Raw genomic sequence first — 21,093 nt, 5'->3', positions numbered from 1 at the left:
GTCATGCGCTCCTGTACGTCGGGTGTCGGTCCGTCCGGCCCGTGAGCCAGGCGTGGACGGCTTGTGCGGTGGCACCGGCGTGCTCCTCGAGGAGGGAGAAGTGGTCGCCGGGGGTCTCGTGCGCGGTGGCGTCCGCGGCCCAGGCCGGATGCGGTCCGGCCTCGGTGCCGGGCAGCGCGTCGGCGGCCCGCACGAAGAGGGTGGGCACACCGGTGCGGGTGGGGGTCCATTCCTCGAACACGCGGAAGTAGGCGCCCATCGCGGTCAGTGAGCGGGAGTCGACGGGCGCCCCGGCCTGCTGCCGGTCGAACAGTCCGTCGGTGAAGGCGGTGGCCAGGGTGTCGCTCGTCTCGCTCTGGAGATAGGTGTCGAGCAGGACCAGGGCCTGCGGGGCCTCCCCCGCCGCGGCGAGGGACGCGGCCACGGCGTGGGCGATCCAGCCGCCCGACGAGTAGCCGAGCAGGGCGACGGGCGCACCGGCCGCGTACCGCCGTACCGTCGCGGTCTGTGCCTCGACCACGGCCCGCCAGTCGGCGGGGAGGGGTTCGCCGGGCAGGAATCCGGGCTGCGGCACCGCGACGACCTCGCGCCGGCCGCGCAGCGCGCCCGCGAGCCGGGCGAACTGGTGCGGGCCGGACAGGGCGACCACCGCGGGGAAGCAGACCAGCGCGGGTGCCGTGCCGTCGCCGCCCGCCAGCCGGACGGGCTCGGGCCGCTCGCCCAGTTCGGCGGCGCCGCTGAAGGACGGCAGGAGCCGCGAGGCCGTGCGGAGCAGTGCGATGCCGTCCAGGGTGCGGCCCGCGGCGCGGGCCCGCCGGAACAGGGCTCCGACGCCGTCGTCCTCGGGCGGCACGGCCGCCGTGCCGGGGCCGGCCGCGAGTTCGGTCCGCAGGTGGCGGACGAGGGCGGGGACGGTGGGGTGGTCGAAGACCACGGTCGCCGCCAGGCGCAGGCCGGTGGCCCGCTCCAGCCGGTTGCGCAGTTCCACCGCGATGAGCGAGTCCATGCCCAGCTCGGGCAGGGACCGGTCGTCGTCCACGTCGCCGGGCGAGGTGAAGCCGAGGACGGCCGCCGCCGCGGTCCGGACGGCGGAGCGCAGCGCGGTCTCCAGTTCGGCCCCGCGCAGCGCGGCCAGGTGTGCCGGGGGCGGTTCGGCGGCGGGGTGCCCTACCGCCGCCGGGTGTGCGGGCCGTGCCGGCTGGGCGGGGTGCCGGGCCAGGAGCCGCAGCGGTTCGGGCAGTGCCGGGTCGCCAGCCAGGGCGCGCAGCTGCTCCTGGTCGGTGGCGAGCGGGGCCAGGACCGGGTCGGGCGCGACGGCGCCGACGGCGGCGTCGAACAGCGCGAGCCCCCGCTCGGGTGTCAGCGCCTCGATGCCGGCGCGGGCCGTGCGGCGCAGTTCCGGGGCGCCCGCCATGCCCTCGCCGCCTTGGTCCCACGGTCCCCAGGCCAGGCTCAGCGCGGCCAGGCCGTGTGCCCTGCGGTGCTGGGCCAGGGCGTCGAGGAAGGTGTTGGCGGCGGCGTAGTTGGCCTGTCCGGGGGCGCCGAGCAGACCGGCGGCGGAGGAGAACAGCACGAAGGCGGTCAGGCCGGCGTCCTTGGTCAGGTCGTGCAGGTGCCAGGCCGAGGCCGCCTTGGCGCGCAGCACGCGCTCCAGCCGGTGCGGGGTCAGGGAGGCCACGACCGTGTCGTCCAGGACGCCGGCGCAGTGCACGACCGCGGTGAGCGGACGGTCCGCCGGGATGCCGGCCAGCACCGCGGCCAGGGCGTCGCGGTCGCCGACGTCGCAGCCGGCGGCCGTGGCCGCGCCGCCGAGCCGTTCGATCTCGGTGGCCAGCGCGGCCAGCCGGGGGTCGTCGGCGCGCCGGCCGACGAGCAGGACGTGCCGTACCCCGTGCGCGGCGACCAGATGGCGGGCCGTCGCCCCGCCCAGCGCGCCCGCGGCGCCGGTGACCAGGACCGTGCCGTCGGGTCCGAAGGCGGACGCGCCGGGAGTGAGCGCCGAGGGAACGAGCCGGGGCGTGCGCGGTGTGCCGCCGCGCAGCGCCACCTGGGCCAGGCGCGAGGCCACGGCGGCCGGCAGGGCGTCCCAGGACGCCTGCTCGCCGTCCACGTCCACCACGGCGAACCGGCCGGGGTGTTCGGAGGCCGCGGAGCGCAGCAGTCCCCACAGCGGGGCGTGGGCGAGGTCGGGCACGTCGTCGTCCGGTGCGGCCGCCACCGCGCGGCGGGTGACGGCCACGAGCCGGGACCGCGTCCACCGGGCGTCGGACAGCCAGGTCCGGATCAGCTCCAGCGCCCGGTGGGCGGGCCGGGGGTCGAGCGGGTCGTGCGGTGTGAGGAACGGTGCGAGGACGGTGTCGGTGCCGTCCGGGAGCAGTGCCAGGGCGTCGGCGCGGGGCAGGGAGCCGATCGGGGTGGGGCCGAGGACGGCCCACGAGCGGGTGCCGGGGTCGGCGGCGGGCGCCGGGTGGTCCGCGGGTGTCCACTCGACGCGCAGCAGCGGCCGGGCGGGGTCGGGCGGCGCGGACACCGGGCGCAGGGCCAGGGCCGCGACGGAGGCGACCGGGGCGCCCTCGGGGCCGGTCAGTTCCAGGCTCACGGTGCCGGGGTCGCCGGCCGGTGTGAGGCGTACCCGCAGGGTCCGCGCCCCGGTGCCGTGGAGCCGTACGCCGCGCCAGGAGAACGGCAGGACGGGCGGCGCGGGCCGGTCGTCCTCGCCGAGGGCCAGGGGGTGCAGGGCCGCGTCCAGCAGGGCGGGGTGCACGCCGAAGGCGTCCGGGTCCGTGCCGTCCGGGAGGGCGACCTCGGCGAGGAGCGCGTCGCCGTCGCGCCACACGGCCCGCAGGCCCCGGAACGTCTCGCCGTACGACAGGCCCGCCTCGGCCATCCGGTCGTAGACGCCGGTGAGGTCGACGGCCGCGGCCCCCGCGGGCGGCCACGGCCCGGTGGTGGCCGGCGGGTCCTGGCGGGCGGCGGACAGGGTGCCGACGGCGTGCCGGGTCCAGGTGTCCCCGGCCCGCGCGTAGACGCCGAAGGACCGCCGTCCGTCGGCGTCCGGTTCCTGCACGGACAGCCGCAGGGGCAGGACCGTGTCGTCGGGGACGGGCAGCGGGGCCTGGAGGACCAGGTCCTCGACGGTCGGGCAGCCCAGTTCGGCGCCCGCGCGCAGGGCCAGCTCCGCGAGGGCCGCGCCGGGCAGGACGGCCGTACCGGCGACGCGGTGCCCGGCCAGCCAGGGCCGGGCCCGCGTGTCCAGGTCGCCCGCGAACACGGAGCCCTGGATGTCCGGCGCGGACACGGCCGGGCCCAGCACCGGGTGTTCCCTCGCCGTCCGCCGGGGGCCGGCCGCGAGCCAGTACCGGCGGCGCTGGAAGGGGTAGGTCGGCAGGTCGACGCGGTGCGCGCCGGTGTCCGCGAAGTACGCGGCCCAGTCCACGCCCACGCCGTGGACGTGCGCCTCGGCGAGCGCGGTGGTCAGCGCGCGGGTCTCGGGGAGGCCGGGGCGCAGCAGGGGCACCACGGGGCGGGCGCGGTCGGCGAGGCTGTCCCGGGCCGCCGCGGTGAGCGTGGTGCCGGGGCCGATCTCGACGAAGACGGCCGCGCCGTCGGCCTCCAGCCGCGCCACGGCGTCCCGGAACCGCACCGGCTCCCGCAACTGGCGCACCCAGTACTCCGGCGCGCACAGCTCGGCGGCCGGGGCGGGCCGGCCGGTGGTCGCGGAGACGACCGGCAGTGCCGGTTCCCGGAAGGACACCTCCCGCGCGATCCGCCGGAACTCGTCGAGCATGCCGTCCATGTGGGCGGAGTGGAAGGCGTGGCTGACGCGCAGCCGCCGGGTCCGGCGGCCGGCCGCGGCGAGCCGGGCGGTCAGCGCGTCCACCGCGTCGGCGTCGCCGGACACCACCACGGAGCCGGCGCCGTTGACGGCGGCGAGCGTGACCCGGTCCGTCAGCAGCGCCACGACCTCCTCTTCCGGGGCCTGGACGGCCGCCATCGCGCCGTGGACCGGCAGGGCCTGCATCAGCCGGCCGCGCGCCGCGACCAGCGTGGCCGCGTCCTGGAGGCCGAGGACGCCCGCGATGTGCGCGGCGGTCAGCTCGCCGAGGGAGTGCCCGGCGACCACGTCGGGGCGTACGCCCCAGGAGCGGAGCCGGTACGCCAGCGCGGTCTCCAGGGCGAACAGGGCCGGCTGGGTGTAGTCGGTCCGGTCCAGCAGCGCGGCGTCCGCGGTGCCCGGCTCGGCGAACAGGATCTCGCGCAGGGGCCGGTCGAGGAGCGGGTCGAGGTACCCGCAGACCTCGTCCAGGGCCTTGGCGAAGACGGGGTCGGCGGCGGCCAGTTCGCGCCCCGTGCCGGGCCGCTGGCTGCCCTGGCCGCTGAAGAGGAAGGCGACCGTGCCGTCGGCGGCGCGCCCGGTCAGGGCGCCGGGCCCGGGCAGCCCGGTGCCGGCGAGACGTTCCAGGGCGGCCGTACGGTCCTTTCCGACGACGGCGACGACGGCGGCGCGGTGGCGGAGCGCGGAGCGCGTGGTGGCGAGGCTGAAGGCGAGGTCGGCGGCGGGGGTCTCCGGCCGGGCGCGCAGCCGCGTCAGCAGGCGCCGCGCCTGGTCGCGCAGGGCCGCCGGGTCCGCGGCGGACAGCAGCCAGGGCGCGCCGTCGTCCGCGGGCTGCCGGGCGGGGTCCGCCGGCCCGTCGTCCGGGACGGGAGCGGCCAGGTCGTCGGGGGCCTGTTCGATGATGGCGTGGGCGTTGGTGCCGCTGATCCCGAAGGACGAGATCCCCGCCCGGCGCGGCTCTCCGGTGGCGGGCCAGGCGACGGCGTCGGTCAGCAGCCGCATCCCGCCGGCCGACCAGTCGACGTGGGGCGTGGGACGGTCGACGTGCAGGGTGCGCGGCAGTGTGCCGTGGCGGATCGCCTGCACCATCTTGATCACGCCGCCGACGCCGGCCGCGGCCTGGGTGTGGCCGATGTTCGACTTGAGCGAGCCGAGCCACAGGGGCCGGTCCGGGCCGTGCTCGCCGCCGTACGTCTCCAGCAGGGCCTGCGCCTCGATGGGGTCGCCCAGCACCGTGCCGGTGCCGTGGGCCTCGACGCCGTCGACCTGGCGGGCCGTCAGTCCGGCGGCGGCCAGCGCCTGCCGGATGACCCGCTGCTGCGCCGGTCCGCTGGGCGCGGTCAGCCCGTTGCTGGCGCCGTCCTGGTTGACCGCGCTGCCGCGCAGCACCGCGAGGACGCGGCGCCCGTTGCGGCGGGCGTCCGAGAGCCGTTCCACGAGGAGGACGGCGACGCCCTCGCCCCAGCCGGTGCCGTCCGCGCCGGCCGCGAACGACTTGCACCGGCCGTCCGGGGCGAGGCCCCGCTGACGGCTGAACTCGATGAACGGCCCCGGCGTCGCCATGACGGTGGCGCCTCCGGCGAGGGCGAGGGAGCACTCGCCGGCGCGCAGCGCCTGGGCGGCGAGGTGCAGGGCCACCAGCGAGGACGAGCAGGCGGTGTCCACGGTGACGGCCGGGCCCTCCAGCCCGAGCGCGTAGGCGATCCGGCCGGAGGCGACGCTGCCCGCGGTGCCCGAGCCGAGATAGCCTTCCACGTCGTCGGGGGTGTCCGCGGCCCACGATCCGTAGTCGTGGTACATGACGCCGGCGAAGACGCCCGTGTCGCTGCCGCGCGCCGACTGCGGGTCCAGGCCCGCCCGTTCGAACGCCTCCCACGACACTTCCAGCAGCAGCCGCTGCTGCGGGTCCATGGCGAGGGCCTCGCGCGGGCTGATGCCGAAGAAGCCGGGGTCGAAGTCGGCGGCACCGTCCAGGAATCCGCCGTGGCGGGTGGAGAAGGTGCCGCGCCGGCCGGGTCCCGGTCCGGGGTCGTAGCGGCCGTCGATGTCCCAGCCCCGGTCGCGGGGCATCTCGCGGACGGCGTCGCGGCCGGACAGCACGAGGTCCCACAGGTCTTCGGGGGAGGTCACGCCGCCGGGGTAGCGGCAGGCCATGCCGATGATGGCGATCGGCTCGTCGGCGGGCGCCGCCGGGCCGCGCGCGGGCGCGGCGGTGGCCGCCGTGCTGCCGAGCAGCAGTCCGCGCAGGTGCCCGGCGAGGTGGGCGGGGGTCGGGTGGTCGAAGACCAGGGTCGTCGGCAGCCGCAGCCCGGTGTGGGTGCCGAGCCGGTTGCGCAGGCCGATCGCGGCGAGCGAGTCGAAGCCGGCCTCGGCGAACGTGCGGTCCTCGGGCACCTCGAGCGGACTGTCGTGGCCCAGGATCGCCGCGGCCTCGGCCCGTACCAGTTCGGTCAGCTCGCGCAGCCGCTCGGCCTCGGGCAGGGCGGCCAGGCGCTGGGCGAGACCGGTGCCGTCGGGCCGCGCGGGGGCCGCGGTGGCGCTCCGCCGCGGCGCGGGCCGCACCAGGGCGCGCAGCAGCGCGGGCGCGGTGCCGGCGTCGAGCCGGCGCGGGTCCAGGTGCAGCGGTGCCACCAGCGGCTCGGTCCCGGCGAGGGCGGCGTCGAACAGGGCCAGGCCGTCCGCCGCGGGGATCGGCCGCATGCCGAGCCCGGCCAGCCGGTGCCGCGCCGGGCCGTCGAGTCCGCCGACCATGCCCGTGGTGCCTTCCCACAGGCCCCAGGCCAGGGACAGGGCGGGCAGTCCGAGCGAGCGGCGGTGCAGGGCCAGGGCGTCGAGGAAGCCGTTGGCCGCGGCGTAGTTGGCCTGTCCGGGGGCGCCGAGCAGGCCGGCCGCCGAGGAGAACAGGACGAAGGCGGTCAGGCCGGCGTCCTTGGTCAGGTCGTGCAGGTGCCAGGCGGCGCCGGCCTTCGGGGCCATGACGCGGCGGACCCTGTCCGGGGTCAGCGTCTGCACGGTGCCGTCGTCGAGGACGCCGGCCGTGTGGACGACGGCGGTCAGCGGCCGGTCCTGCGGTATCGCGGCCAGCAGCCCGGCCAGGGACTCCCGGTCGGCGGCGTCGCACGCGGTGACGGTGACCCGCGCGCCCAGCGCGCCCAGCGCGTCGGCGAGTTCCGGGGCGCCGTCGGCGGCCGGGCCGCTGCGGCTGGTCAGCAGCAGGTGGCGCACGCCGTGCTCGGCGACGAGGTGCCGGGCCAGGAGTCCGCCGAGGGCGCCGGTGCCGCCGGTGATCAGGACGGTGCCGTCCGGGTCGAACGCCGGGGCCCGGCCGGGCGGGGCGCCGGCCGGCACGAGCCGGGGCAGGCGCGGCCGGCCGGCCCGCAGGGCGAGGGCCGGCTCGTCCGTGGCGAGCACGGCGGGCAGGTCCCGGGGCAGGTCCTCGGGGGCGTCGGTGTCCACCAGGACGATCCGGCCCGGGTGCTCCGACTGCGCCGACCGCAGCAGCCCCAGGGCGGCGGCGCCCGCCAGGTCGGTGACGTCCTCCTCGGGTCCGGCGGCCACGGCCCCGCTCGTGACGGCGACCAGGCGCGTGGCGGCGAACCGGTCGTCGGCGAGCCAGGCCCGCACCTGTTCCAGGGCGTCGGCGGCGCACTCCCCCGCCGCGCGGTCCGGCCGGGCGTCGCGCGGGGTGCCGGTCAGGGGCAGCAGCAGTATGCCGGGCGGCGGTTCGGCGGAGTCCAGCGCGTCGGCGAGGGCGGCCGTGGCACCGTACGGCGCCGGTACGGCCGGTGTCCGCGGCGGTGTCCAGGTGAGGTGGAGCAGCGGCTCGCGGGTGCCGGCGCCCGCGGTGATCCGGCCGGCCGGGCGCAGGGCCAGCGCGTCGACCGCGAGGACCGGCCGTCCCGTCGGGTCGGTCACGTCGATGGCGACGGTGCCGGGTCCGTTCGGGGCGAGCCGGACCCGGGCGGTGGCGGCACCGGCCGCGAACAGGGACACGCCGTGCCAGGAGAACGGCAGGGCCGCGGTGCCGGCCACGTCCGGGAGCGTGCCGAGGCCCAGGGCGTGCAGCGCGGCGTCCAGCAGCGCGGGATGCAGGCCGAACGAGCGGGCGCCGTCGTGCTGTTCGTCGTCCAGGGCGACCTCGGCGAACAGTTCCCGCCCGCGCTGCCACACCGCGCGCAGCCCCTGGAACGCGGGGCCGTAGTGCAGTCCTTCGGCGGCGAGGCGGTCGTAGAGCCCGTCCAGGCCGAGGGCGGTCGCGCCGGCCGGGGGCCAGGCCGCGGGGTCCTCGTCCCGGGGCGGGTGCGGGGCGGCGGACAGCGTGCCGGTGGCGTGGCGGACCCAGGGCTGTCCGGGCAGGGCGTCCTCGTCGCGGGCGTACACCTCGACCGCCCGCCGGCCGTCCTCGCCGGGCGCGCCGACCCGGATCTGCAGGACCACCGCCCGGTCGTCCGGTATCACCAGCGGGGCGGTGAGGGTCAGTTCCTCGACGCGGTCGCAGTCCGCGTGCCGGCCCGCGCGCAGCGCCAGCTCCAGGAACGCGGTGCCCGGCAGCAGCACGGAGCCGCCCACGGCGTGGTCGGCCAGCCAGGGCTGGGCGACGGGTGTCAGCCGGCCGGTGAACAGGTACTCCTCGGAGTCGGCCATGAGCACGCTCGCGCCGAGCAGCGGGTGGTCGGGGAAGCCGAGGCCGGCCGCGGAGACGTCGACCCGGTCGCGGACCGGTGCCCGCAGCCAGTGGCGCCGGCGCTGGAAGGCGTACGTCGGCAGGCCGACCCGGCGCGCGTGCGTGCCCTGGAAGAACGCCTCCCAGTCGACGGCGGTGCCGCGCGCGTGGAGGTGGCCGGCGGCGGCGGTCACCGCGGCGGTCTCCGGGCGGTCGGCGCGCTGCGCGGGGACGGCGGCACAGGCGGCGGTCAGGCAGGCCTCGGCCATGGGCGTGAGGGCCGCTTCGGGCCCGAGTTCGAGGAAGGTCCGCACCCCGGCGGCTTCCAGATGGCGTACGGCGTCGGCGAACCGGACGGGCTGGCGGGCGTTGCGCACCCAGTACTCGGGGGTGCACAGCTCGGTGGCGTCCGCCGGTCGTCCGGTGACCGTGGAGACGAAGCCGATGCGGGGCGGCCGGAACTCCAGATGGGCGGCGACCTGCCGGAGTTCGTCCAGCATGGGGGTGACGCGAGCGGAGTGCGAGGCGTAACTGACGTTCAGCCGACGGGTCTTGCGGCCCTGCCGGGCGAAGTGGGCGGCGAGCGCGGTGACGGGCTGCTCGTCCCCCGTGAGCACCACCGCGCCGGGGCTGTTGACCGCCGCGATCTCGGCGCCGTCGGCCAGCAGGGGGCGGACCTCGTCCTCGGCGGCGGCGACCGCCACCATGACCCCGCCCGGGGACAGTTCCCCGGTGAGTCTGCCGCGCGCGGCGACCAGGGCCGCCGCGTCGGCGACGGAGAGCACGCCGGCGACGTGGGCCGCCGCCAGCTCGCCGCCCGAGTGGCCGAGGACGTGGTCGGGTTCGACGCCCCAGGAGCCGAACAGCCGGAACAGCGCGACCTCGACGGCGAACAGGGCGGGCTGGGCGAAGGCCTGCCCGGCGAGCAGGGCGTGGCCGTCCTCGTCCGGCCCGGCGAAGACGACGGGACGCAGCGGGGCGGGCAGGTGCCGGTCCAGTTCCGCGCACACCTCGTCGAACGCGTCGGCGAAGGCGGGGAACGCCTCGTACAGGCCGCGGCCCATGCGGGGGCGCTGGCTGCCGCCGCCGGTGAACATCATCGCGAGGCCGCCGGGGGCGGTACGGCCGTGCAGCAGCGCGGACGCGGGCCGGCCGGCGGCGAACGCCTCGACGGCGCGGAGCAGTTCCTCGGGGTCGTCGCCGGTGAGGACCGCCCGGTGCTCCAGGGGGGCGCGGGTGGTGAGCAGGGAGTAGCCGACGTCGTGCGGGCGGAGGCCGGGGTGGCGCCGCAGGTGCTCCGACAGGCGGGCGGCCTGGGCGCGCAGGGCCGGTTCCGAGGCGGCCGTCAGGGCCCACAGGGCGGTGGTCCGCGGGGTGCCGGCCGGCGCGGGGGCCGCGTCGGGCGCGGGCCGGGGTTCCTCGGCCGGGGGTTCCTCGATGACGACGTGGGCGTTGGTGCCGCTGAACCCGAAGGAGGAGACGCCGGCGCGGCGCGGGGCCTCGCCGCGGGGCCACGGGCGGGGTTCGGTGAGGAGTTCGACGGCGCCGGCGGACCAGTCGACGTGCGGGGTGGGCTCGTCGACGTGGAGGGTCCTGGGCAGCAGTTGCTCGCGCAGGGCGAGGACCATCTTGATGACGCCGCCCACGCCCGCGGCGGCCTGGGTGTGGCCGATGTTCGACTTCAGGGAGCCCAGCCGCAGGGGCTGTCCGGGGGCGCGGCCCTGTCCGTAGGCGGCCAGCAGGGCCTGGGCCTCGATGGGGTCGCCGAGCGTGGTGCCGGTGCCGTGTGCCTCGACGGCGTCCACGTCGGCGGGGCCGAGGCCGGCGTCGGCGAGGGCCTGCCGGATCACGCGCCGTTGGGCGGGCCCGTTGGGGGCGGTCAGGCCGTTGCTCGCGCCGTCCTGGTTGACGGCGCTGCCGCGGACGACGGCGAGGACGCGGTGGCCGTTGCGGCGGGCGTCGGAGAGCCGCTCCAGCAGCAGCATGCCGGCGCCCTCCGCCCAGCCGGTGCCGTCGGCGGCGGCCGCGAAGGACTTGCACCGGCCGTCCGACGCGAGGCCCTCCTGCCGGCTGAAGTCCACGAAGGGCAGCGGGGACGCCATCACGGTGGCTCCGCCGGCCATGGCGAGGGAGCACTCGCCCTTGCGCAGCGCGGTGACGGCGAGGTGCAGGGCGACCAGGGAGGAGGAGCAGGCGGTGTCGATGGTGACCGCGGGGCCCTCCAGGCCGAAGGTGTAGGCGACGCGGCCGGAGGCGATGCTGCCGGAGGTGCCGGTGCCGAGGTAGCCCATGACCTCCTCGGGCAGTTCCTTCAGCCGGGCGGCGTAGTCGTGGTACATGATCCCGGCGTAGACACCGGTCCGGCTGCCCCGCAGGGCCGACGGGTCGATGCCGGCGTGCTCGAAGGTCTCCCAGGCCGTCTCCAGCAGCAGGCGCTGCTGGGGGTCCATGGCCGTCGCCTCGCGCGGGCTGATCCCGAAGGGTGCCGGGTCGAAGTCGGCGACGTCGTACAGGAAGCCGCCCGCCTGGGCGTGGCTGGTGCCGGCGTCCCCGGCCTGCGGGCCGTGCAGGGCGCCGAGGTCCCAGTCGCGGTCGGTGGGGAAGGCGGACACGGCGTCCCGGCCGCCGGCGACGAGCCGCCAGAGGTCCTCGGGGCTGCGGACGCCGCCGGGGTAGCGGCAGGCCATGCCGATGATGGCGACGGGTTCGCGGGCCGCGTCCTCGGCCTCCCGCAGCCGCTTGCGGGTCTGGCGCAGTTCGGCGGTGAGCCGCTTGAGGGAGTCCAGGACCTTGTCGGTGGGCGGTGTCCGGTCGGTGCCCGTCATCAGGCGTTCCCCAGTTCTTCGTCGATGATGTCGAGCAGTTCGCCGAGGTCGGCGGCGTCCAGCGCGTCGTCGTCCGCGGTGTCGTCCGCCGCGTCGGCGGGGGCGGTGGCCTCGTCCCAGGCGGCGAGCAGGCCCTTCAGCCGCAGCCGGATCTGCGCGGCGGCCTCGGGGTCGCCGGACAGCGGCGGGAGGGTGTCGCGGAGCCGGTCGAGGTCGGCGAGGGCGGCGTCGGCCGGGCGGGCCGGGGCGGGCACGAGGGTGTCCTTCAGGTGGGTGGCGAGAGCGGCGGGCGTGGGGTGGTCGAAGACCACGGTCGCCGGGAGGCGGACGCCGGTGGCGGCGTCGAGCCGGCCGCGGATCTCCACCGCCGCGAGCGAGTCGAGTCCGGACTCGGTGAAGGGCCGGTCCGCCGGGACGGCGCGGGGCGAGCTGTGCCCGAGCACCGCCGCCGCCTGGGTCAGGACGAGTTCGAGCAGCAGGCTCTCCCGGCCGGCGTCGTCCAGCGGGAGCAGCCGGTCGGCGAGCGGCGGGCCGTCGCCGGCCGCGGGGGCGGCGGGGGCGGCGGCCGACGGGATGCGGGCCGGTGGCACCAGGCCCCTGAGCACCGGCGGGAAGTCGGGGTTCTGGGCGCGCGGGCGCAGCAGCGGCAGGTCGAACCGGGCGGCGACGAGGACCGGGTCCGGCCGCCGCAGCGCGGCGTCGAACAGGGCGAGTCCGGCGGCGGGCTCGATCGCGCCGAAGCCGGCGCGGGTGATGCGGTCGCGTTCCGCCTCGGTCAGCCCGCCCGCCATCCCGCCCCGCTCCTGGTGCCACAGGCCCCAGGCGAGCGAGGTCGCGGGCAGCCCGGCGGCCCGGCGGTGTACGGCGAGTCCGTCGAGGTAGCTGTTGGCGGCGGCGTAGCCGCCCTGCCCGGCGGAGCCGAGGACGCCGGACGCCGAGGAGAACAGGACGAAGGCGGACAGCGGCAGGTCCCGGGTCAGCTCGTGCAGATGCCGGGCCGCGACCGCCTTCGGCGCCATGACGCCGGCCAGGCGCTGCGGGGTGAGGGAGCCGAGCACGCCGTCGTCCAGGACGCCGGCGGCGTGCACGACCGCGGTCAGCGGCCGGTCGGCCGGGATGGCGGCGAGCAGCGCGGCGAGCGCGTCACGGTCGGCCGCGTCGCAGGCGGCCACGGTGACGTCGGCGCCTTCCGCGCGCAGGGCGGCGGCGAGTTCGGCCGCGCCCTCGGCGGCCGGCCCGCGACGGCTGGTCAGCAGCAGGCGGCGGGCACCGTGCGCGGTGACGAGGTGCCGGGCCACGAGCGCGCCCAGGTCGCCGGTCCCACCGGTGATCAGCACCGTACCGGCCGGGTCTAGGCCACCGGCGGATCCGGGGCCCGCGGCGGGCCCGGTGCCCGCGGTGGCTGCGGTATCCAGAGCAGGGCCAGTCTCTGCGGTGGGTCCGGTGTCCGCGGCGCGTTCCAGTCGGGGGACGAGTATCTGGTCGCCGCGCAGGGCGAGTTGGGGTTCGCCCGTGGCGAGGGCGGCGGGCAGGGCGGCCCAGGCGGCGGCGCTGCCGTCCAGGTCGGCCACGACCACCCGGCCGGGGTATTCGGCCTGGGCGGCGCGGGCCAGCCCCCACACCGCCGACCGCGCGGGGTCGTCCACCGCCTCGTGCGGGGTGCAGGCGACGGCTCCCGTGGTGAGCAGCACGAGCCGGCCGCGCGCGGACCGCTCGGCATCGGCCAGCCACGACCGCAGCGCGGCGAGGGCCTGCGCCGCCGGAGCGTCCGGGGCGCCGTCACCGCCGGCCGTGACCGGTACGAGGGTGCAGTCGGCGCCCGCACCGGACCGGACGCCGGCCCGGCCGACGAGTTCGTGGAGTGCGGTGGGCGGGTGGTCCGTGCCGGTCCAGGTGAGGGTGGGTGGTTCGGCGGGCTCGGTGGCGGGGCCCGGCACCCAGGCGAGGCGGTACAGCTCCGCCGGCTCGGAAGCGGGCCCGGAAGCGGGCCCGGCGCCGATGTGCCGCGCGGACGCGCGCCGCGCCGTCAGGCGGGCGACGCCGGCCACCGGGTCGCCCCGGCCGTCGGCGATCTCCATGGTGACGGTGTCCTCACCGGCCGGCGCGATCCGCACCCGCAGGCGCGTGGCCCCGCCGGCGTGCAGCCGCACCCCGGCCCAGGAGAACGGCACCGCCGCGCCCGAGCCGGAGCCCAGTCCGTCCATCGCGGCCAGGTGCTGGGCGGCATCCCACAGGGCGGGGTGCAGGGCGAAGGCGCCGGTGCCGGTGCCGTCCGGGAGGGCGACCTCGGCGTAGAGCACGTCGCCGTCGCGCCAGGCGGACCGCACACCCCGGAACAGCGGGCCGTAGCGCACACCCTGCGCGGCGAAGTCCTCGTACAGGCCGTCGACCCGGACGGGGACGGCGCCCTCGGGGGGCCAGACCCGCAGGCCGGGCCCGGGTGCCGGGTCCTCGTCGGCGAGGGCGCCGCTCGCGTGCAGGGTCCAGCGGCCCGCGTCCGTGCCGTCGTACGGGCGGGCGTACAGGCGCAGGGGCCTGCCGCCGGCGGCGTCCGGCTCGTCCAGCAATAGCTGGAGTTCGAGGTCGTCGTCGGGGCCGAGGACGACGGGCGCGTGCAGGGTCAGTTCCCGCACCTGGGCGCTGCCCACGGCCTCCGCGGCCTGCACGGCCAGTTCCAGGGGCAGGGTGCCGGGCACGACGGTCGCGCCGAACACCTCGTGCTCGGGGAGCCACGGCACGGCGGCCGTCGAGAGCCGGCCCGTGGCCAGGTACCGGTCGCTGTCCCCGAGCCGTACCACCGGGCCGAGCACGGGGTGCCCGGTGCCGGGGCCGGTGCCGCGGGTGACGGCGCGCCGCGGCCAGTAGCGGCTGCGCTGGAAGGCGTACGTGGGCAGCGGTACGGTCCGCGCGCCGCGTCCGGCGAGGACGGCGGGCCAGTCCACCGGGGCGCCGTGGGCGTGCAGGGCGGCGACGGCGTGCAGCAGCGCGACCTCCTGCGGCCGGTCCCGGCGCTGCGCCGTCACGACGGTGCCGCGTCCGGCCAGGCAGTCGGCGGTCATCGGGCTGAGCGCGCCGAGGCCCAGCTCGACGTAGAGGGTCGCCCCGGCCTCGTCCAGGGAGCGTACGGCGTCGTGGAAGAGCACGGTGTCCCGGACGTGGCGGACCCAGTGGGCGGGCGAGCACAGGTCCTCGGCGGTCGCGGGGCGCCCGGTGAGGGCGGAGACGACGGGGACGCGCGGCGGGCGGTAGGCCAGCCCCCGCGCGACCCGCTCGAACTCGGCGAGCATCGGGTCCATGAGCGGGGAGTGGAAGGCGTGGCTGACCCGGAGCCAGGAGACGCGCCGGGCCCGTTCCTTCAGTACGGCGACCACCTCGGCCACCGCGTCGCGCTCCCCGGACAGCACGGTCGCCCGGGGCCCGTTGACCGCGGCGACCGCGACCCGGCCGCCGGCCGCGGCGAGCAGATCGGTGAGCTCCTCCGGTCCGGCCTCCACGGCGGCCATGGCGCCGCCCTCCGGCAGTGCCTGCATGAGCCGGCCGCGGGCCGCGACCAGCGCGGCGGCGTCGGTGAGGGAGAGCACTCCCGCCACGTGCGCGGCGGTGATCTCGCCCACCGAGTGCCCGGCGAGGAGGTCCGGGACGATGCCCCAGGACTCCAGCAGCCGGAAGAGCGCCACCTCGAACGCGAACAGCGCCGGCTGCGCGTACTCGGTGCGGTCGAGCAGCGCGGCGGCCGCGGGGCCGTCCTCGGCGAACACGATCTCGCCCAGGGGCCGGGGCAGGTGCGGGTCGAGGGCGGCGCACACCGCGTCGAAGGCGTCGGCGTAGACGGGGTGGACGGCGTGCAGGTCCCGGCCCATGCCGACGGCCTGGCTGCCCTGGCCCGCGAAGAGGAACGCGGTCTTGTGGTCCTCGCGCGCCTGTGCGCGGACGACGCCGGGAGCGTCCTGGCCGGCGGCGACGGCGGCGAGCGCCTCGGCCGCCTGCCCGGCGTGGTCCACCAGGACGACGGCCCGGTGGCGCAGGGCGGCTCGGGTGGTGGCGAGGGACCAGGCGACGTCCAGCGGGCGGGGCGCGGGTCCGCCGGCCGCCAGGTGCGCGGCCAGCTCCCGGGCCTGCCCGCGCAGTGCCTCCGGGCTCCTGGCGGACAGCGGCCACGGCACCGGGCGGCCGTCCGGCCCGGCCGGGGTGTCGGGTTCGGGGGCGGCGGGGGGTTCCTCGATGATGACGTGCGCGTTGGTACCGCTGATCCCGAAGGAGGACACCCCGGCCCGGCGCGGACGCCCGGAGCGGCGCCAGTCACGGGCCGCGACCAGCAGCTCCACCGCCCCGGCCGACCAGTCGACGTGCGGGGTCGGCTCGGTCACGTGCAGGGTCCGCGGCAGCCGTTCGTGGCGCATCGCCTCGACCAGCTTGATGATCCCGGCGACCCCGGAGGCGGCCTGGGTGTGGCCGATGTTCGACTTCAGGGAGCCCAGCAGCAGCGGGGCGCCGTCGGGGCGGTGCTGCCCGTAGGTGGCGAGCAGCGCCTGCGCCTCGACGGGGTCGCCGAGTCTCGTGCCGGTGCCGTGCGCCTCCACGGCGTCGATGTCGGCGGGGGTCAGGCCGGCGTCGGCGAGCGCGCCGCGCACGACCCGTTCCTGGGCGGGGCCGTTGGGCGCGGTCAGGCCGTTGCTGGCGCCGTCGGAGTTGACGGCGGAACCGCGCACCACGGCCAGCACCCGGTGGCCGCGGCGCCGCGCCTCGGACAGCCGCTCCACGAGCAGGACGCCGACGCCCTCGCTCCAGCTCGTGCCGTCCGCGTCGGCGGAGAACGACCGGCACCTGCCGCCCGGGGACAGCACCTTCTGCCGGTTGAACTCCGTGAACAGCAGCGGGCTGGTCATCAGCGTGACGCCGCCCACCAGCGCGAGCGAGCACTCGCCCCGGCGCAGCGCCTGCGCGGCCCAGTGCAGCGCCACCAGGGAGGAGGAGCAGGCGGTGTCGACCGTGACGGCCGGGCCGCCGAAGCCGAACGCGTACGCGAGGCGGCCGGCCAGGACGCTGGCGGCGTTGCCGGTTCCGACGTAGCCCTCCAGGTCGTCCTTGCCGGTGGCCAGCACCCTCGGGTAGTCCTGCCCGTTGGTGCCGACGAAGACGCCGACCTGGCCGGGGGCCGCCTTGGTGGGATCGATGCCGCCGCGTTCGAACGCCTCCCAGGTGGTCTCCAGCAGCAGCCGCTGCTGGGGGTCCATGGCCAGGGCCTCGCGCGGCGAGATCCCGAAGAAGTCCGCGTCGAAGTCGGCGACGGTGTCGAGGAAGCCGCCCTGGCGGGCGTAGGTCGTGCCGGGCCGGTCCGGGTCGGGGTGGTGGAGTTCGGCGAAATTCCAGCCGCGGTCGGCGGGGAAGTCGCCGATGACGTCGGCCCCGGTGTCCAGCAGCTGCCAGAGCTGTTCCGGCGAGTGCGCGCCGCCCGGGAAGCGGCAGCTCATGGCGACGATCGCGATGGGGTCGTCGTCCGGGGCGGGCCGGTCCCCGGAGTGCGCGGACGCGCCGTCGGCGGACCGCGCGGGCGGGCCGCCGGGGTGCGCGGAGGCGGCGTCGGCGGGCCGCTCGCCGGCGCGGGCGAGGACGTGTGCGGCGACCGCCCGGGGTGTGGGGTGGTCGAAGACGAGGGTCGCCGCCAGCCGCAGTCCGGTCGCCGCGCGCACCCGGTTGCGTAGCTGTACCGCGGTGAGCGAGTCGAGCCCGAGTTCCTGGAAGTTCTGGTCGTACCCGATCGCCCGCGCGTCGTCGTGGCCGAGGACCGCGGCGACCTCCGTACGGACGAGGTCCAGTACGAACGCGCGGCGGGCGTCCGGGTCCAGCTCGCGCAGCGCGGTGGACAGCGCGGCGGACGGGGCGGCGGGGCCGGGGCGGTCGGGCGGGGGCAGGACGAGGACGGCCTGTCCGGCGTGCCGGTCGGCGGCGAGCCGGTCCAGCGCCTCGGCGGCCCGGTCGGCGTCCCAGACGGGTACGGACGGCGGGGGCAGCGTTCCGTCGGCGAACAGCGCGGCCAGCTCGGTCAGGGCCGCCCGGACGCGGTCCGGTCCGGTGTCGGCCAGGTCGGCCACCAGATAGGCGACGCCGGGGTGGCCGGCGGCGACCCGGCCGGCGTCGCGGACGTCCGTGCGGCCGGTCTCCACGAACCGCCCGCCGTGCGGCAGCAGCCGCAGGGTGGCGTCGGTGAACTCCCCCGTCAGGCAGTTGACCACGACGTCGGCGCCGTGGCCGCCGGTGGCGTCGAGGAGCGGGGCGACGAAGTCGGGGGTGGCCGAGGAGGCCAGTTGTTCCGCGGGCAGTCCGAGGGCGCGCAGGGCGGTGCGGTGGTCGGGGGTGTCGGTGGCGAGCACCCGGGCGCCGTGGTGCAGGGCGAGCTGGACGGCCGCGCGTCCGGTGCCGCCGCTCGCGGCGTGGACCAGGACCGTCTCGCCGGGGCGCAGCGCGGCGAGCGTGAACAGGGCGTGGTGGGCGGTCAGGTAGGCCAGCGGGGCCGCCGCGGCCTGGGCGAAGGTCCACCCGTCGGGGACCGGGACGGTGAAGCGGTGGTCGGTGACCGCGACGGGGCCGGCGGCGCCCCGGGGGAACAGGCCCATCACCGCCTCGCCCACGGCGACGCCCGTGACGCCGGCTCCGGTCTCCAGGACCACACCGGCGGCCTCGGTGCCCGGCGCCGTGCCGCCCGCTCCCTGCGGGGCGAGGCCCAGGCCGGCGAGTACGTCCCCGAAGTGCAGCCCGGTGGCGCGGACGCCGACGCGGATCTCGTGCGGCGCCAGTACGTCCCGCGCGTCGGGCGCGGGTACCGGGGCGAAGCTGGCGAGGTCGCCGGGCTCCGTCACCTGGAGCCGCCACGGTGTGCCGGGCGGGTACACGGCGGCGGTGCGCGGCGCCGGGGCGTCGGCCGGCAGCCAGAACCGGGTGCGGCGGAAGGCGTAGGTGGGCAGGTCGACGTGGCGCGCGGCGCCGAAGTACCGGTCGGCGTCCAGGCGTGCTCCGCCCGCCACCGCCTCGGCGACCGCGGCGGCGAACCGGCGTGGCGCGGTGGCGTCGTCCTGGGCCGGCATGCCCACGACGACGGCGGCGGTATCGGCGGCATCCGTGGCGTCGGTGCCGCCGGTGGCACCGGCCACGGTCTCGCGCAGGGCCTCGGCGAGGACGGGGTGCGGGGCGCACTCGATGAACAGGTCGAAGCCGTCGGCGAGCATGGCCCGCGCCGCCTGCTCGAACCGTGCCGGCTGCCGCAGGCCGCGGTACCAGAACGCACCGTCCTGGGCGGCCGGTTCCACGAGCCCGCCGGTGGCCGCGGAGTACACGGGCAGCCGTCCGGCCCGCGGCACCACCGGGGCGAGCGCGGCGGCGAGTTCCTCGCGGACCTCCTCGATCCGCGGCGAGTGGGCGGCGGCGTGGGACAGCGGGACGCGCCGCGCCGGGACGCCCTCGGCCGCGCACCGCGCGCGCAGCGCGTCGAGGTCCTCGTCGGGTCCGGCGACGGTGACGGACCGGGGCCCGTCGACCGCCGCGAGGGTCAGGAAACCGCCGGCCTCATCGAGCCACCCGCGTACGTCGTCGGGTGCCGCGGACACGGACAACAGACCGCCGCCGCCCCCGAGGGAGCCGAGCGCCCGGTTCCGCAGCACCACCACGCGGGCGGCGTCCGGCAGCGACAGGGAGCCGCTGACGGCGGCGGCGGCCAGGTCGCCCAGCGAGTGGCCCAGCACCGCGGACACGGTGACGCCGGCGGCCTCCCAGAGGGCGGCCAGGGAGACCATGACGGCCCACAGCACGGGCGGGCCGGCCTCGGTGTCGTCCGGCGCCGGCGCCCCGGGCACGCCGCGCAGCACGTCGGCCGGCGACCAGCCGGTGTACGGGCGCAGCGCCTCGGCGCACTCCGCGAACCGCGCGGCGAACACCGTCGAGGCGTCCAGCAGGTCACCGGCCGGGCCGGCCCACCCGCTGCCGGTGCCGGGGAAGACGAGGGCGGCCCGGCCGGTGCCGGCCGGAGCCCGGAGGCCGCCGGGTTCCGGGCCGGCGGCCAGCGCGTCGAGGGCCGTGAGCAGTTCCCCGCGGTCGGCGCCCACGACGGCGGTGCGGTACGGGAACGCCGTGCGGGTGCGGACGAGCGACCAGCCGATGTCGGCGGGCCGCAGCTCGGGGCGGGCGCGTACGTGGGCGGCGAGCCGCGCGGCCTGGGCGGGCAGCGCCTCGGGGCTCTTCGCGGACAGCGTCCACAGCGGGGGCAGTTCCGGCACCGCACGGACGGCCGGCGCCCGGCCGGCCGGGTCGAGGGCGGCCGGCGCCCGGTCGGCCTGCTCAAGGCCGGTCGGCTCGGGGGCGGTCGCCTCGGTGCCGGCCGGCTCGGGCTCCGCGGCCGGCGCCTGTTCGAGCAGGACGTGCGCGTTGGTGCCGCTGATCCCGAACGCGGAGACGCCCGCCCGGCGGGGCTCGCCGCTCTCGGGCCAGGGCCGGGCCTCGGTGAGCAGCGCCAGCGGCCCGGAATCCCAGTCCACGTGCGGGGACGGTTCGTCGGCGTGCAGGGTCCGCGGCAGCACGCCGTGGCGCATCGCCATCACCGTCTTGATCACCCCGGCGACGCCCGCCGCCGCCTGGGCGTGCCCGATGTTGGACTTCAGGGACCCGAGCCACAGCGGGCGGCCGGCCGCCCGCTCCGCGCCGTACACCGACTGCAGCGCCCGGGCCTCGATGGGGTCGCCGAGCACGGTGCCGGTGCCGTGCGCCTCCACGGCGTCGATCTGGTCCGGCCGCAGCCGGGCGTTGGCCAGGGCCTGGGCGATGACGCGTTCCTGCGCGGGTCCGTTCGGTGCGGTCAGCGCGCCGCTGGCGCCGTCCTGGTTGACCGCGCTGCCCCGGATGACGGCCAGCACCGGGTGGTTGTTCGCGCGGGCGGCGGAGAGCCGTTCGAGCAGCAGCAGGCCGGCGCCCTCGGCCCAGCCGGTGCCGTCCGCCCCGGCCCCGAACGCCTTGCACCGGCCGTCGGGCGCCAGGCCGCGCTGCCGGCTGAAACCGACGAAGGTGGCCGGGGTGGCCATGAGCGACACCCCGCCGGCCAGGGCGAGCCGGCAGTCGCCCTGGCGCAGCGCCTGGACGGCGAGATGGAGGGCGACCAGCGACGAGGAGCAGGCGGTGTCGACGGTGACGGCGGGGCCCTCCAGGCCGAACGTGTAGGCCACGCGGCCGGAGGCGACGCTGCCGGCGCTGCCGGTGCCGAGGTAGCCCTCCAGGTCGTCGGCGGGGTGGCGGACGCGGCTGCCGTAGTCGTTGTACATCACCCCGGCGAACACTCCGGTGCCGCTGCCGCGGACCTGTTCGGCGGGCAGCCCGGCCCGCTCGAACGCCTCCCAGGCCAGTTCCAGGAGCAGCCGCTGCTGGGGGTCCGTCGCCAGCGCCTCCTTGGGGCTGATCCCGAAGAAGGCGGGGTCGAAGTCGGCACAGCCGTCGACGAATCCGCCGTGCCGGGTGTACGACGTGCCCGCGTGGTCCGGGTCCGGGTGGTACAGCGCCTCCAGGTCCCAGTCCCGGTCGGCGGGGAAGCCGGTGACGGCGTCGGTGCCGTCGGCGACCAGCCGCCACAGCTCCTCGGGCGAGCGGACGCCGCCGGGCAGCCGGCAGCTCATCGCCACGATCGCGACGGGCTCCTGTACGGCCTCTTCGACCTCGTCGAGCCGCCGGCGGGTCGCCTGCAGATCGGTGGTCATCCACCGGAGGTACTCGACGAGCTTCTCGTCCTTGGCCAT

The 21,093-nt window shown here is 78.0% G+C and carries 2 protein-coding genes; both read right to left on the bottom strand.

From position 1 onward, the window contains the following. Position 1: 1 nt before the first annotated feature. Positions 2-11,323, bottom strand: coding sequence for an SDR family NAD(P)-dependent oxidoreductase (locus tag ACZ4SV_RS14535; protein WP_468004363.1), 11,322 nt, complete (start codon positions 11,321-11,323; stop codon positions 2-4). After that, a complete protein-coding gene (locus tag ACZ4SV_RS14530; RefSeq protein WP_468004361.1) occupies positions 11,323-21,093 on the bottom strand; it encodes a type I polyketide synthase in 9,771 nt (3,256 codons plus the stop codon). The genes ACZ4SV_RS14535 and ACZ4SV_RS14530 overlap by 1 nt, the downstream gene beginning before the upstream one ends.

The organism is Streptomyces sp. NPDC027672, assembly GCF_055566335.1.
The sequence above is the reverse complement of the archived record's forward strand: the minus strand, read 5'-3'. Positions and strand labels throughout refer to the sequence as shown.